The 14779-nt window shown below is 40.5% G+C and carries 15 protein-coding genes; 5 read left to right on the top strand and 10 right to left on the bottom strand.

The features are described 5' to 3' along the window. Positions 1–83: 83 nt before the first annotated feature. Entirely contained in the window at positions 84–965 is an 882-nt protein-coding gene (locus ABMY41_RS00605; protein WP_287244382.1) for a LysR family transcriptional regulator, read from the bottom strand. 110 nt (positions 966–1075) lie between these two features. Here ABMY41_RS00605 and ABMY41_RS00600 point away from each other — a divergent pair, with 110 nt between their 5' ends. Together ABMY41_RS00600 and fghA are read left to right on the top strand one after the other, a co-directional pair. Continuing rightward, positions 1076–2197 carry an S-(hydroxymethyl)glutathione dehydrogenase/class III alcohol dehydrogenase gene (locus ABMY41_RS00600; protein ID WP_054561612.1) on the top strand — a complete coding sequence of 374 codons (1122 nt, stop codon included), beginning with the start codon at positions 1076–1078 and terminating at the stop codon, positions 2195–2197. Between the two features lie 55 nt (positions 2198–2252). Then, positions 2253–3089: an S-formylglutathione hydrolase gene (fghA, locus tag ABMY41_RS00595; RefSeq protein WP_287244384.1), complete on the top strand. Its 837-nt coding sequence runs from the start codon at positions 2253–2255 to the stop codon at positions 3087–3089. Between the two features lie 14 nt (positions 3090–3103). Here the strand turns inward: fghA and ABMY41_RS00590 are convergent, their stop codons facing one another. From ABMY41_RS00590 to ABMY41_RS00580, 3 genes are all read right to left on the bottom strand, one after another. After that, complete coding sequence (locus ABMY41_RS00590) at positions 3104–3349, bottom strand: hypothetical protein (protein ID WP_349273915.1); 246 nt, start codon at positions 3347–3349, stop codon at positions 3104–3106. 52 nt (positions 3350–3401) lie between these two features. Next, entirely contained in the window at positions 3402–3734 is a 333-nt protein-coding gene (locus ABMY41_RS00585) for a hypothetical protein (RefSeq protein WP_289096524.1), read from the bottom strand. A gap of 86 nt (positions 3735–3820) precedes the next feature. After that, complete coding sequence (locus ABMY41_RS00580; protein ID WP_289096523.1) at positions 3821–5314, bottom strand: BCCT family transporter; 1494 nt, start codon at positions 5312–5314, stop codon at positions 3821–3823. A gap of 227 nt (positions 5315–5541) precedes the next feature. On the opposite strand from ABMY41_RS00580, the gene ABMY41_RS00575 reads away from it, so the two are divergent. Continuing rightward, a complete protein-coding gene (locus ABMY41_RS00575; protein WP_054561617.1) occupies positions 5542–5958 on the top strand; it encodes an MgtC/SapB family protein in 417 nt (138 codons plus the stop codon). A gap of 80 nt (positions 5959–6038) precedes the next feature. On the opposite strand, the gene ABMY41_RS00570 is transcribed toward ABMY41_RS00575, so the two are convergent. The 3 genes from ABMY41_RS00570 to ABMY41_RS00560 form a co-directional block, all read right to left on the bottom strand. Beyond that, positions 6039–6644 carry a hypothetical protein gene (locus ABMY41_RS00570; protein WP_289096521.1) on the bottom strand — a complete coding sequence of 202 codons (606 nt, stop codon included), beginning with the start codon at positions 6642–6644 and terminating at the stop codon, positions 6039–6041. Between the two features lie 149 nt (positions 6645–6793). Continuing rightward, complete coding sequence (locus ABMY41_RS00565) at positions 6794–6997, bottom strand: hypothetical protein (RefSeq protein WP_289096519.1); 204 nt, start codon at positions 6995–6997, stop codon at positions 6794–6796. A 171-nt stretch (positions 6998–7168) separates the two neighbouring features. Beyond that, positions 7169–9067 (bottom strand): beta-ketoacyl synthase, encoded by a 1899-nt coding sequence (locus tag ABMY41_RS00560; RefSeq protein ID WP_349273914.1) that lies wholly within the window; start codon positions 9065–9067, stop codon positions 7169–7171. Between the two features lie 127 nt (positions 9068–9194). Between ABMY41_RS00560 and ABMY41_RS00555 the strand changes: the two genes are divergently transcribed. Both ABMY41_RS00555 and ABMY41_RS00550 read left to right on the top strand, forming a co-directional pair. Next, positions 9195–10205: a helix-turn-helix domain-containing protein gene (locus ABMY41_RS00555; RefSeq protein WP_062564495.1), complete on the top strand. Its 1011-nt coding sequence runs from the start codon at positions 9195–9197 to the stop codon at positions 10203–10205. 105 nt (positions 10206–10310) lie between these two features. Continuing rightward, on the top strand, positions 10311–11522 hold the full coding sequence (locus ABMY41_RS00550; RefSeq protein WP_287244395.1) for a GAF domain-containing sensor histidine kinase: 1212 nt from the start codon (positions 10311–10313) through the stop codon (positions 11520–11522). A gap of 132 nt (positions 11523–11654) precedes the next feature. Here ABMY41_RS00550 and ABMY41_RS00545 read toward each other — a convergent pair whose 3' ends face one another. Genes ABMY41_RS00545 through ABMY41_RS00535 form a run of 3 tightly spaced genes read right to left on the bottom strand, consistent with a single transcriptional unit; the run spans position 11655 to position 14677 of the window. Next, the gene (locus tag ABMY41_RS00545) at positions 11655–12149 is read right to left on the bottom strand and encodes an MgtC/SapB family protein (protein ID WP_054551426.1); all 495 of its coding nucleotides are present in this window, start codon (positions 12147–12149) and stop codon (positions 11655–11657) included. A gap of 30 nt (positions 12150–12179) precedes the next feature. Then, on the bottom strand, positions 12180–13283 hold the full coding sequence (locus tag ABMY41_RS00540) for a GNAT family N-acetyltransferase/peptidase C39 family protein (protein WP_289096515.1): 1104 nt from the start codon (positions 13281–13283) through the stop codon (positions 12180–12182). Then, positions 13283–14677 carry a RimK family protein gene (locus ABMY41_RS00535; protein ID WP_349273913.1) on the bottom strand — a complete coding sequence of 465 codons (1395 nt, stop codon included), beginning with the start codon at positions 14675–14677 and terminating at the stop codon, positions 13283–13285. The genes ABMY41_RS00540 and ABMY41_RS00535 overlap by 1 nt, the downstream gene beginning before the upstream one ends. Between the last annotated feature and the right edge of the window lie 102 nt (positions 14678–14779).

Here is a 14779-nt window from a genome sequence, read left to right as displayed (position 1 = left end):
TTATGGGTATTCCAAGGGCTAAATATGCGCTCATATTAGCATAGATTTAGCTAGCATGGGATGCGCGAAATTGTAAAAAATAATTATAAATCTGATACTTGAACAGTAGCAACCAAATGGTCAAGTAATGCTTTTACATTGGTTGCGATAAACTGCCTTGGTGGATACACCCCCCATACCCCTTCAGGTGCCGGTGCAACATTCGAAAGAACAGCAGTCAACCTGCCATCGGCTAAGTGTTCATTGACATAGTAATCTGGTAATTGCACGATGCCTAACCCTTTTATTGCAGCGTCAACCAATGCCCAACCACTGTTACAGGCTAAACGTCCAGCCACTTTGATGTGCTTGTCTTGGCCCTGCTCTTTTACCCGCCAGTAACTGTTATTACCAATCAGGCAATTGTGCTGATGTAATTCACTCACACTGTGTGGTTGGCCGAATTTATTGATATATTCAGGGCTACAACAAATAACAAGCCTGCGCTGACTAATGCGCCGTGCTTTTAAAGATGAATCTTTTAAATGACCAAGGCGAATAGCGAGATCATACCCATCTTCTAGTAGATTGACTTGTTCATTACTTAAATGGCTGATCACTTCAATATCTGGGTGCTTTTGCATAAACGAATGTACCGCAGGCATGATGAAACTTTCACCATACATCACAGGAGCTGTTAGTTTTATACTACCTTTTGGTGTCAGTTGCTGCTCTGCAAGCAGTGCCGTGGCATCATCCATGGCATGCTGTAATTGTTTAGTTTGATGCGCAAACACCTGCCCTTCTTGCGTTAGCACCACTTTACGGGTTGTTCGGGTTAACAATTGTGTGTTTAATCGCTCTTCTAATTGACTCACATACCGGCTTACATGGGCCACTGACATACCCAGTAGTTTACTTGCTTTTGTAAAACTGCCTGTTTCTGCTACCGCTAAAAACTCATCAATTCCGTGCCAACGATTCATTATTACCATACTGTAAAAGTGTTTTAATAAAACGAAGATTATCATTCATTGAGAAATAAATAAAATAGACTAAGTTTAATACTTACTTCCAACAACTATAAGGGAACGTTATGACTGATTTTATCAAATCAAAAGCGGCTATCGCTTGGGGTCCAAATCAACCACTATCAATTGAAGAAGTGGATGTAATGATGCCTAAAAAAGGCGAAGTGCTTGTAAAGATTGTTGCTACAGGTGTTTGTCATACAGATGCATTTACTTTATCTGGTGAAGACCCTGAAGGTATTTTCCCAGCAATCCTTGGCCATGAAGGTGGCGGTATTGTTGAAGCCGTAGGTGAAGGTGTAACACATGTTGAAGTAGGCGATCATGTTATTCCTCTTTACACTGCTGAATGTGGCGAGTGTAAAATGTGTAAATCGGGCAAAACAAATTTATGCTCTGCGGTACGTGAAACGCAAGGTAAAGGTTTAATGCCTGATGGCACAACGCGTTTCTATAAAGATGGCCAACCAATTTATCACTACATGGGTTGCTCTACCTTCTCTGAGTACACTGTATTACCAGAGATTTCACTTGCTAAAGTAAGCAAAGAAGCGCCTCTTGAAGAAATTTGTTTACTTGGTTGTGGTGTAACAACCGGCATGGGTGCTGTTACTAAAACAGCAAAAGTTCAAAAAGGCGATACAGTGGCTATTTTTGGCTTAGGTGGTATCGGTTTATCGGCGATTATCGGTGCGAAAATGGCGGGCGCTGGCCGTATCATTGGTGTTGATATCAACACCAGTAAGTTTGATCTTGCTACTAAACTAGGTGCAACTGATTTAATCAATCCAAATGACTTTGACAAACCAATTCAAGAAGTCATTGTTGAAATGACTGACGGTGGTGTTGATTTCTCATTTGAATGTATCGGTAACGTTAATGTAATGCGCTCTGCTCTTGAGTGTTGTCACAAAGGTTGGGGTGAATCAGTAATCATTGGTGTTGCAGGTGCAGGCCAAGAGATCTCTACTCGTCCTTTCCAACTAGTAACAGGTCGTGTATGGCGCGGTAGTGCATTTGGTGGCGTTAAAGGTCGCTCTGAATTACCAGAGATTGTTGAGCGCTATATGAACGGTGAGTTTGCGTTAAACGATTTCATCACACACACCATGAAACTTGAAGATATCAACGAAGCTTTCGACTTAATGCACGAAGGTAAGAGCATCCGCTCAGTTATTCATTATTAATCTTTTAATTTGGCGCTAGGATGATTCCTAGCGCCTTTGTTTCAAGGATTTGGTTATGCTAGAAAACATAAGCTCATCAAAAGTCAGCGGTGGCTGGCATAAACAATATACCCACCAAGCTAGCAGCACACATTGTGCTATGCGCTTTGCGATTTTTTTACCGCCAGGTGCCAGCGAAACGAATAAAGTACCAGTGATGTATTGGTTGTCAGGTTTAACCTGTACAGATGAAAACTTTATGCAAAAAGCCGGAGCATTTAAAAAAGCGGCTGAACTAGGTATTGCGATTGTCGCTCCAGATACTAGCCCGCGCGGTGAAAATGTGCCTGACGATGAAAATTACGATTTTGGTCAAGGTGCTGGTTTTTATGTCAATGCGACTCAAGCGCCTTACAATGTGCACTACAACATGTACGACTATGTGGTTTCTGAGTTACCTGCACTTATCGAAGCGCACTTCCCTGTGACGACCAAAAAAGCCATTGCTGGTCATTCTATGGGTGGTCACGGCGCATTGATGATTGCACTTAAAAACCCTAAACAATACGTCAGTGCCAGTGCTTTTAGCCCGATTGTGAACCCGATTAATTGCCCTTGGGGTGAAAAAGCGTTCAGTAATTACCTAGGTAGTGATAAAGCAAGTTGGCTTGAATACGACAGCTGTGAATTAATGAAAAATGCCGTCGCTGATGATTATTTACCGATGCGTATTGATCAAGGTGAGGCCGATAACTTCTTAACTGAGCAACTCAAAACTGAGAACTTATTTGCTGTCGTAAACGAAAAAGATTACCCAGCTGAGATCAACATGCACGCGGGTTATGATCATAGTTACTTCTTTATCAGCAGCTTTATTGACGAACACCTAATGTTTCATCAAAAGTATCTGTGATTAATACTTAATTTTTAGTGTGAGGGCTTAACTTCCTCACACTCTTTAATACTGCGTGTAATTTGCCTGCAAACTAATTGCGGTTGTTGTTCTTTTGGTTTGAGTAAACCAATAACAGCGCTATCAATTTCAAAGTCTAACTTTGCGAATGAAAAGCCTTCAGCATCGGTTACAGTACTGTTAGTTTGATTTGCATTTGTAGTTGCAAGATTTGTTGGTTGTGAGTTTTTTGAATAGCCATCAACTATTGACCCCGCCACTGTACACCCCACTAATTGGTAGCTAACTAAGCAAATAACAAGTTTTGAAAAGCTAATCTTCATTGTTAAAACTATCCATTAATGTAGGTCTCATTTTTGGCTCAGCTTTAACCTCAACACATTCTTTTACTGCGCGACTAATTTGACGACATTTAAGCTCAACGTCTTTGTCTTTACTACCGCTCTCTAGGCCATCAATAATCGCTTTGTCGATTTCATAACCTAGCATGGTCATGGTCATACCATAGTTAACTCGGTCATTATCTTTTTTATCTGCATAAGCGCTTGCCGGCTGTGCTTGACTAGCGCGCCCGCCAATACCATCTGCAACTAGGCCAACTGCAGTACAACCACTGAGTAAATTAACAGATAGTATTACGTACAAAGATTTAAGTATCGGTCCTCCAATACACCTAAGCTTATTTATAAGCATAATAACAAACGCGTAATTTAACTGTAAAAAACTGTAGATTAGTCACAAATATCGCGAATAAACTCTTTTAGAAACCCAACTAACTGCAATAGGAATATTAATAAAAAAGGTAAAGCGCCTAAAATTGCAACGCTACGATTTAATGGCTCATCTTGTAGCAGCAATAATGCAAAGCTACATATGAATAATGCTAGACACCATGCGTAGAGTGTCACACGGTTACTTTGCTCAGAGTCAACCAGCTCTCTTATGACTAAAATCGCGGAGTCAGCGGATGTGGCAACAAATATCAACAGTAGTAATAAGCTTAACCAAATAAACACGGTTCCTTGCCAGTCTAGTTGATTAAAAAATACAAATAAGCCTTGGCTGTAATCTTGTTTTATAGCAACTAAAATACCCGCTTGGTTAAGTCTATCCCATTCAATTGCTGCCCCCGAAAAGGTCGCAAACCAAATAATAGTCACTAAAGTTGGAATACACACAACCGCCAAAATGAATTGCCAAACTTTACGCCCCTGGCTAATTTTGGCTAGGAACACACCAACAAATGGCCCCCACGCTAACCACCAAAAATAATAGTTATATGTCCAATGAGCCGCCCAGTCCGGCGCTTTTAATTGGCTATCGAATTGCCAAGTGCCAGTTGCAAGCAACTGTAAATAGTAGCCTGTTCCATCTAAAGCAATCTTTATAATAGGCTCAATTGGCACCACTAGTAGCAACCAAAAAAGCAGACTAAATGCCAGAAGTACGTTAAATATACTTAGTGACTGTACCCCGCGTCGTAATCCAAATTTAACCGACAGCGAATAAATAACTGCTAACAAACAAACGATTAATGAACCCACTAATAAAGTTGAAGTAACCCCCAACTCTATTTCAACGCCTTTACTGATCAGTAAAGTGGAATTAGCTATGGTGCCGACGACACCAAAAAAAATAGCGATTACCGCAATTAACTTTACAATAAACGACACAGTAAATTTTGCAGGCTTATCAATGCGATTACCAAGCGCCGTTAAAACAGGGGCACAAATATCTCCTGACTTCCCACTGTATTGCGTTAATCCCCCAAGCACTAGCGCAAATACAGCATAGAGTGCCCAAGCATGAGCCCCCCAATTCACTAGGGTTAAAGCGAGGCTACTGGCTAGTCTATCTGGATATAAACTTTGTTTAAGTGGTGGGTCGAGAGAATGTAACGCAGGCTCTGCTACGCCCCAAAAAACCAAGCCAGAGCCCATTCCTGCTGCAAACAACATGGCAAACCAGCCAAAGTTTGAATACTCAACAACAGCCTGCTCACCACCGACTTTACGGCTACCGAGTGGGCTAATGGCTAAAATAATGATGGCAAACAATAAAAAATTCACCAATAAGAAAAAGCTACTACCAGTCCATTTTAACAGCATTTGTACAAACGGCTGAACTTGCTCAGTGATAACATCAGGCAAAATCACAGCAATCAGTGCACCAAACATACACAGTGCAAGCGCGGTTTTTTCAAGAGAGGAGATGGAATTTTTCAATGTGAAGCCTATTTAGTCAGCGTGTTTAGCATACTGTTAGCATGGCTGAAATTCAAACAGCCAAAAGGCTGAAAAAATGACATAGCACTGCGTAAAAATCGCAAATAATAGCAAGGCATGCTTTTAAAAACCCGGCTACATGTCCCTAGTTTCCTCATTTTATTTAATTTGTTGATCGGGTATTGAAATTGCAAAGCTATCATAATCTTTATAGCAAGGAGCAAAGCATGGACTTTAATATTGATTGGTATGAAATTCTCGATAATTTAATTCATCTAGGTATTGCCTATTTACTTGCTCTTCCAATGGCTTTTGATCGAGAAAAAACCAGTAATGGTGCAGGTCTACGAACATTTCCATTAGTCGCTGTTGCATCATGTGGTTATGCATTAGTGGGCATGTCTGTTTTAACAAGTTCAGAGGCAGAATCAAAAGTACTCGAAGGGATTATCACGGGTATTGGCTTTATTGGCGGTGGTGCCATTTTGAAGAACAAAAACTCTACCTATGGAACAGCCACAGCAGCCAGTATTTGGAACATGGGACTTATTGGTATTGCTGTGGCATTTAGTCGTTACGAAATCGCCTTTTTAATGGCGTTGATTAATTTCGTAACGCTAAGATATGTTAAGCGCTTAAAGTAAACAATTAGCTCGCGTCATATTTTGAGTTAACTATGGCATAGCCAGTTTGTTTAACTTTAATCTCAGCAGGGTTTGCAGATTTAACTAATAATCCGCAACGTCTGCTCTGCTCTGCTCTGCTCTGCTCTGCTCTGCTCTGCTCTGCTCTGCTCATCAATGATATAATTAACCGATTCACTTGCTTCAAGGTCAATGACTTGATCTGCACAGCGGATCTGTAATTTAGAAACATCGCTCGCGCCTTCAGTTTTGATTGAACCGCGAGATAAAGATAAATATGACAGCTTATCTTTTGAAACATTGATTTGTGAATTAATCTGCGGTGTACGGGCTAATAAGTCATCAATTTGCTTGATAGTGGCAAGTTTATTTTCTTCTGAAAACTGTTTACCCTCGATATTATCTAACGCATAAATAGCATTGTAAGCAAGATTAAAATCGCCCTTGAAGCTGTACCATTGTAGAGCACTTTTAGCGACTAAATATTGTATATTTGTTGGTAACTTAGCTCGCAGTAAATAGGCTACAGACAACTGCTCATTAAAGCCAAACCATTGCTGTTGATGGTAATAATATTGGCTTTTCAACCATACAAATAATGCTTGTTCTGAAGTATTTTTAGTATGATCTTTGTATAACTCAGCGAATGCTTGCTCAGCTTTTTTAAACTCTTTTGCTTGCAGCATTTTATTGATTTCATCGTATTCATTAATAAAACCACGGCTCGCTTTATCATTTGAGTAATCATTAAAATACTTACCTACTTCAAACGAAAACAGTTAACCCCCTTCTACGGTTTTGCCTTCTTTTGTGGCAGGTGCAAACTCTAAGTTGGTTAAGTATTTATCTGCATTTTTTCACTACCGCGAGTATCAGCTGCCATGATCACTTCAATGTCTTTTGCCTTACCATGTGTATCAACCAAATAATACATTAATGCCCAGCCTTTAAGGCGAGAGCCGTTATAACTACCTGGGTAACGTTTATTTGAATTTTTAACAATGTAAGCCGATGTGACAGCCTGTACATCAGTTGACATCTCGTGCTAAAGCCTTTGTTGGTAATGCGATAAGTGAACAAAGTGCTGCGAGTTTAGTGAATTTAATCATGACATTGGCTCCAAATCCCTTTGATAGGAACTCATATAGCACTAAAAAAGGCGCTTTAAAAGCGCCTTGCTGTCAAGAATGTGCTTAAACATGCCTTGATCTTAAAACATATCCTGGTAAGGGTTTGGTTTTGATAATAAAACTTTTTTATCAAAACCTGGGATTGTCATTGAATCTTCACTAATTTCAATGCCATTTTCATTAATTAAGCCATCTCCAAAACGATAAATTAGCTCATAATGACCTAAATCAGCTTGTTGTTGATAGTCAGCTTGCGCTTTGGCTACCTGAGTGTGACGGTCTTGATATTGCGCCATAACCTCATCACCATGACGCTTTGCAAGCATCTTTAATGTAATTGCAGGTGATAGCACAGTCGCCGTTGCGTTATTACCACCAAAGCCTTTTGAGTTTATAAAGGCAATGTCCATAGCATCACATTGATAGTGTTCAGTACGAATGTCTAAATGCTCGCTATACACATCATCTGCCACTTTATCGATTGTCGTAATACCCTGCATAATGTTGTGACTAAACACACCTAATGCCATAGCTAATTGGTCACCACTAGCTGGAGCAATGGTATGGCCAACATACGCTTTAGGCGCAGCAACCTTCCAATTATCAATTGCAAATGTTTCTGCCACTTTATGATAGATCAGTGATTCTGTTACGCGGTTTTGTGGTGTACTTGAGCCATGTGCCAAAATAAAGCTACGCTTTTGTACCGCCTCTTGGCCAACAATACTGTTTGCTAGTGCAACAGATTTTGCCATCGTGATGTAGTTACCTGGGCCCGGGGCTGTAATTGATTTTTTAATACCATCGGCATTGACGAACACATCTGCAACGCTGCCTAACACATCAGCGCCTAACTCTAATGCCAATGCATCATCCATTAATATAGCAACTTGTGCGCCTTCACCAATTGTAAAACCACAGTTTTCACCAAATGGACGGCTGGTACGGCGATGATCAACCACATCTGTATTATCAAGGCGCTTTAGACCTTCTTCATTTGCAAGTGCGCTCATATTGCCAAAACCTTCAACGATTTCGGGTGTAATTGCACACTCAACAGACGCCACAATAGCTACACGCGTACGACCCGCTTGAATATCGTTTACAGCTGCACGCAGGTTATATAAAAACGTTGCACATGCACCTGATGTAGTAAAGGTTGTGCCCACATTGCCTGTTACATAAGCATTGATAAAGTCAGTAGACATGGTGTTTAAGCCAAGTGCAAGCTGTTTTGTACTCACACGGTCGCCCTGCTGACGCGCACGAATAAGTCCACCAAATCCTTCATCATCAACTTGACCAGCCACAGAAGCTGAGTAAGTGCCAATTTGATCAGGCTCAACGCTATTCATCACCTGCTGCCACGCCAGACCTGTCGAACGAATCGCATCGGTTGCGGCAAAGATAGTCGCTTGCAAGCCTCTTGGTTGATAACGGCTGTTATACATAGCCGAAGGTTCAAAACCTGTTGGTAATTGACCGGCCGCTTTAATTGGATTATCGCGCGTACTGTCATGTTTAATAGCAAGATCAGCACTAATTGTGACTTTCACTTTTTTATCAGTTAATTCTTCAACCTGCCAAGCACTTGGTACTGGAGTTGGTAAATCACGGCGGCGCGTTTCAAAAACAATCTGCTGTTCACCTGACGCTGTTAACGTCATTTTTTGCTGCCATGGAGTCGCATCCACATCGAAGTGGTTTTTTTCAATTTTACGAATAAGTGTGCCAGCTAAAATTTCTTCACCGAACTTAGCTTCGATGTCTGATTCGGCAATGGTATTGCCTTGGGCATCTTTAAGTACACCTTCAGTAAGAGTGACTAAGTTCATTAATGTCGCTAAGCCTAAAAATGTCTCCTGACGGGCTTTAGCGTCCAAGCTGTCTAACACGATACGACGATAACCTTGATGAAAAGAAGTGCGGCCAGCGGCATTAATACCACCCATACCAACAATAACGGGTAATGCTGTCATAAAAAACCTTGAGAAAACGTGTTATGAGAATTAAGCCAAGTTTAAATGGATTAATTAACACGCTTTATGCTTAAATAGCCAAATAACATGCACAATAGGCCAAAAACAACTGGTCGGAGCAATTTGAGTGACGAAACTTCAACAAGTAAAAGCCATTGAAATTAGTATTTTGGTTTATCCCCATTTACTAATAACCAGTTTAACCTTGCCTATCGAAATGCTCAGAGCTGGTGAGGCCTTTGCAAAAAGCCATCGTCAGCAGAACGAATTTAAACCTCTAAACATCAATTTAGTGGCAAGTAGTCTAAAAGCGATCCCTAATCGTACTGGGCTTTCAATTATGCCCGATTGCGAAACCGTCACAGCGCCTGTTAGTGACTTGATTATTGTGCCTGGGATTTGGCGAAACCCGCGTCCTGTGGTGAGCAAACAACAAAGTTTGGTGAACTGGCTCGGTGAATCTTGGCAACAAGGCAGTCATATCATTGGTGTAGGCACTGGTAATTGTTTAGTTGCAGAAGCAGGCTTATTGGATGGCCACCCTGCTACCACTCACTGGCATTACGCAGAGCAATTTAAACGTGACTACCCTAAAGTGCAGCTTAAGCCTGATTTTTTCATCACACAATCTGAGCGCATGTATACAGTTGCGAGTTTAAATGCCCTTGCCGATGTTATTGTGCATATTATTAGTCAATATTACGGACGAGAAGCGGCACAACATGTTGAGCGTAATTTCTCCCATGAAATTCGTAAGCCCTATGAAGATCAGCGCTACCTTGAGGGTGCCGTCGATAAACACCCAGATGAACTCATCGCACAAATTCAATTTTGGCTAAAAAACAATTTAACCTCTGAACTGACTCTGCAAGAAATTGCAGCACAATTTAGTTTAAGCTACCGTACTTTTACTCGCCGTTTTCGCCAAGCCACCAGCCAAACTCCTGTGGAGTATTGGCAACAGTTGCGGGTACAAACTGCAAAAGAGTTATTAGCCTCTTCAAATTTGTCTATTCAAGAAGTTGCACTGGAAGTTGGTTATAACGACCAAGGTCACTTAACACGGGTATTCAAGAAAGTGCTTTCACAAACACCTAGTGAATATCGCACAGTCGTTAGACGAAAACTATTTGGATAAAGCTAAAATGCCGGAAATGTTCTAAGCCAAGGTCAGATAAATCATATTTAAGTTGCTGAATTAAAAATTATTACTAAGCTTTTAGTTAGTTGTATAGGTATTTGTTTGAGTCTAAAAATGTATCAGCTTGATTATGATGAGTTAGTGCAAAGTTGGAATAAAACCCTCGAAGTTTTAGCCTTGTTTGCTGATGTGCCCGTCGCCTTAGTAATGAAGGTAGAAAATAATATTATTAGTGTGTTTTCAAAAAACGATAACCAAGATAACCCTTATGGAATTGGTGACAGTGAAGAGTTAGAAGATTCAGGCCTTTATTGCGAACATGTCGTAAAAACCCAAAAATTACTGAATATTCCCAACGCACTTATTGATGAAGACTGGAAAGAAAACCCTGATATCAAGCTCAATATGATTTCTTATTTAGGTTTACCAATATGTGCAGGAGACACCACCCCATTTGGCACAATTTGTATCCTTGATAGCAAACCCCATGAATACAACGAGTCCGTGATAAAGCTACTCGAAACCATTAAACAAAGCTTCGAAACCCAACTGAAATTATTGCATCAGCAAAAACAAGCGTTTGAACAACAACAATTTGCTGAACTGGCCACTTTAATTAGAGGAATAGCCCACGAGCTCAACACACCACTTGGTAACTGTATTACAGCAGTTGATGTTACCCGGCTTGCTGTCAAAGAAACACAAACCAGACTGATAAAAAAACAGCTTAGCCAACAAGCACTGCAAAATACTTTAGAGACTTTGTTAAATACCAACGAACTACTTGACAGGAACTTAACTTCATCTGCTTATAAGATACGAATTTTACAAGATTTGCTTTATACCAAGTCACAATCAAGTAAAACAATCATGACGTTAGAGCAACTCTCTGAGTCATTGTATAAGCACTTAGAAGAGCAAATAAAACATCGCGATATCAAATTAGATATTAATTATCAAAACCCGCATAACCAATTTGAAGTTGATATAGACTTATTCAAGCAAGTGCTGTTTATTTTATTGCAAAACTCAATTGAACATGCATTCAACAATATTACAGACCCTTTAATAGAAATTGATATTTTTGATTTTGATGAGGTGTTAAAAATTCACTACACAGATAACGGCACCGGTATCAGCAGCACTGAACTAAGCTCAATTTTCACCCCCTTTTACAAAGGTAAAAACAACCAATCAGGTATAGGGCTTGGCCTCAGCATAGCGAAGAAAATAGTTAGCCAACAACTGCAAGGCGATATTTGCGTACAAGAAAGTGATGTAGGCGCCCACTTTTTAATTAGCTTGCCTAAGTAAGCTAATAAGTTTAAATGTCTTTCGTAAATAAAATCTTACTAGTTTGTGGGCTGCCTCTGTCTTCATAGACTATTATGGCATAGCCATTTTTGATAAGCATATTCAGCATTGCAGGAAAACGGTTCATCGACTTCACTTTTCTTTTCGATAATACAACTTTGAATAGCGTTTTACACGAGCATGTACACCGCGCCCTAAGCTCTTAAACTTAGCTTCAAGTACATCTACGCCATATAAAATACCCACCACCAGCACCGATAGTTTTATTGCAGCTAGTAAGTTGTCGGTGGCAATAACAACACCAATTGATGCTAATACCCATATCGTTGCAGCAGATGTTACACCAACTACCGCACCATCTTTTGCAAGCATCACCCCTGCACCTAAAAAGCCGATACCAGTAATGATCTGGCCAACTACACGTGAATGATCAATATCTTCGCCATGCAACATAAACGCTGTTGATAGAAACAAATAAGTACCCAACACAATGAGCGCTGAAGTTCGAATACCCACAGGTTTACCGCGTAATTGACGCTCCATACCAATAATTGCGCCGCAAAAAGCGGCGCTACCAATTGCTGACCAAGAATAAGGGGCAATATCAAATAAACTACTCAGTGTCACTGCACTTCCAAATCAAACTAACAATCAAAATTATAAATAAAAGGCCATCGCTGTACTGAGCCGTGATGAGCCAAAACTAGCCATTTTGCTAAAATCAGCTTTGGCTATTGGGACATGCTGACAATCAATCGCCAATTGTTTTTCGTTTTCACAAAACGGATCATGCACGTACAAGCAATGCTCATCAATATGCGTTACACACACCCAGTGCGGTGACTTTTTACCATCAAACCGATAAGTGCTGATCAATAACACCACCGCTTTACCCTCAGCAAGCCAATCTTCAATGGTAGCCAAGGTTAACTCTTGATAGCGTACTGGCAATTTTGCAGCTATCGCTTCGGCTACAAACTGATTGTGTACTGAATGTAAAATGGCTTTTTTCTTTTCACTTCTTACCCCGTCAATAAACAAAGTATCACGGGTATTTAAAACAACATCGGCTTTAAAACCACGTTTCATTGCTGCAAGTGCTAACCCTAAAGGATGACAACCGCCATGCCCTGAAGTCATGAAGATAGTCGTGGCTTCACGCCAGATATCCAGCTCTTTGAGTTGGCTCATTGCGGTATCATTCAATGATGACATTGCCATTAATAACGCCGCTGGGCCACAGGTAAATTCGGTAGTTTGCTGGTACCAAGGTGTGTGTTTATCGGCATTAAATTCGATATTACGACGAATGTTTTTTTGCATTCGATGAGCATCACTATGGTCATCATAATAATCACTGTAATGACCAAACACCTGATAACCCAGTTTTTCATATAAGCGAATTGCTGATTGGTTGTTTACCGCAACTTCTAAACGCATGTATAAACGGCCCCGTTTAGCCGTTTCATTTTCAAGCGCAAGAAGTAACTGTGAAGCAATCCCTTTGCCTTGCTGCGATTGCAAAACCGCCAGTGAATATAACCGAGCAAGGCGCGTTCCTTTATGGCACCACACTAAACCATAACCAACTAGTTGATTATCTACCTCAGCCACCATCAATAAGCCGTGAGTTGCGCTGATCCAGCGTTTTAAACTACGGCTACTTAATCTATCTTGGCTAAAGCTTTGCTCTTCAATGGCTACAAGAGCTGTCAAATCCGTGGCCTGTGCAAAGCGGATTTGACAAACAGATGCGTTCATTAACCGCGGCCTCGTGCTTCTAGGCGTTGTTTAAACTCATCCATAATGATCATATAAAGCTCATCACCTAAATAGGCATCTTCGACTTTATGGTCGATACTTGGGTTGTCATTCACTTCTAACACGTATGCTTTACCTTGATGCTCTTTAACATCAACACCATACAAACCTTTACCCACTGTTTTACAGGCTTTTAATGCTGCATCAAGTACCACTTTAGGTAGCTCAAAGGTTGGCAAGGTCTCAAAGCCACCTGAGAAGAAGCGTTTTGCATCATGGTTATAAATTTGCCAGTGATTACGGGCCATTAAATAACGACACGCATAAATTGCACGGCCATTTAACACCCCGACACGCCAGTCGTATTCGGTGTACATGTACTCTTGTGCAAGCACCAGTGCACTGAACTCAAACAGCTCAGTTAACTTAGCAACTAACTCATCACGAGTAGCAACTTTAAATACGCCTTTTGAGAAAGAGCCTTCTGGCATTTTTAATACCAGTGGGTAGCTAAAGTTTGCTTCTAAACTTTCAATTGTCTCTTCACTTGTATCAGCAACAACGTGAGTTTTTAAACTCGGCACTTTTTGATAATTAAAGGCATCGTGCAAATACACTTTATTACAACAGCGCAGTATCGACTCTGCATCATCTATGACCACTAACCCTAAGCTTTGCGCTTTACTCGCTAAACGATAGGTTGGATGGTCGATGGCTGTGGTTTGACGAATAAACAACGCATCAAATTGTGCAATATTGGTAATTTCATCAAATGTCAGTGCTTGAGCATAAATACCGTGCTTAGCAGCTGCTTTTATAAATTTAGCAATGGCATCTTTATCACTTGGCGGCACTTTTTCTTGGTGATCAACCAATATAGCCATATCCCAACGATAACGACGTTTTTTATCGTGAATACGCCACACTGACTCTGTAAAGCTGCTGAGTTGTTTTACAAACTCTGTAAAGCCAGTGTCATCTAATGATGCAATTGTGCCTTGTTTTACAACACCTTGCTCATCACACACCAAAATAGGCGCAGGATATTGCGAGAATAATGCTTTGGTTGCTTTACTTTGCTGCTCTTTATCTGTGTGACCAAAAAATACAGTGCCACCAGCAAGCGCTTTATGACGCGTGCTGTATTCATCGCTACGTAGCGCATTAATTGTTTTTACACTTGGTAATACCTGATGCTTTCTTGCTTCAGCAAGCAAAGAACAATAATAACCTTTACTTAAATACTGCCCTGTATCACACAAGTTTAAAATGCGTGTTTTTGGCTCATTATGTTTTGGGTAATCACGTAAGTAGGTGTCAAAGGTAATGACATTTTCGAAATTTTGAGCAATACGTTGCTCATTGTTATCAACCACAATCAAGGTTTTAAACACGACTTTTCCTAAATGAAGCCATAAATAAAATGAAAAACACCCAACCAATTAAGTGAACGCATGAGGCTAAACTTCACTTAACTAGATGGGTGCTTGAAATAC

This window comes from Pseudoalteromonas sp. BZA4 (genome assembly GCF_040104395.1).
In the GTDB taxonomy this organism is placed as follows: Bacteria; Pseudomonadota; Gammaproteobacteria; order Enterobacterales; family Alteromonadaceae; genus Pseudoalteromonas.
Note: the sequence above shows the minus strand (reverse complement) of the source record. Positions and strands in the feature narration are given on the sequence as shown.

Excerpts from the sequence above, each read along its gene's own strand:
- ABMY41_RS00600 (WP_054561612.1), top strand. The coding sequence starts at position 1,076 with ATGACTGATTTTATCAAATCAAAAGCGGCTATCGCTTGGGGTCCAAAT.
- ABMY41_RS00565 (WP_289096519.1), bottom strand. The coding sequence starts at position 6,997 with ATGTCAACTGATGTACAGGCTGTCACATCGGCTTACATTGTTAAAAAT.
- ABMY41_RS00540 (WP_289096515.1), bottom strand. The coding sequence starts at position 13,283 with ATGAACGCATCTGTTTGTCAAATCCGCTTTGCACAGGCCACGGATTTG.
- ABMY41_RS00570 (WP_289096521.1), bottom strand. The coding sequence starts at position 6,644 with ATGCTGCAAGCAAAAGAGTTTAAAAAAGCTGAGCAAGCATTCGCTGAG.
- ABMY41_RS00605 (WP_287244382.1), bottom strand. The coding sequence starts at position 965 with ATGAATCGTTGGCACGGAATTGATGAGTTTTTAGCGGTAGCAGAAACA.
- ABMY41_RS00575 (WP_054561617.1), top strand. The coding sequence starts at position 5,542 with ATGGACTTTAATATTGATTGGTATGAAATTCTCGATAATTTAATTCAT.
- ABMY41_RS00560 (WP_349273914.1), bottom strand. The coding sequence starts at position 9,067 with ATGACAGCATTACCCGTTATTGTTGGTATGGGTGGTATTAATGCCGCT.
- fghA (WP_287244384.1), top strand. The coding sequence starts at position 2,253 with ATGCTAGAAAACATAAGCTCATCAAAAGTCAGCGGTGGCTGGCATAAA.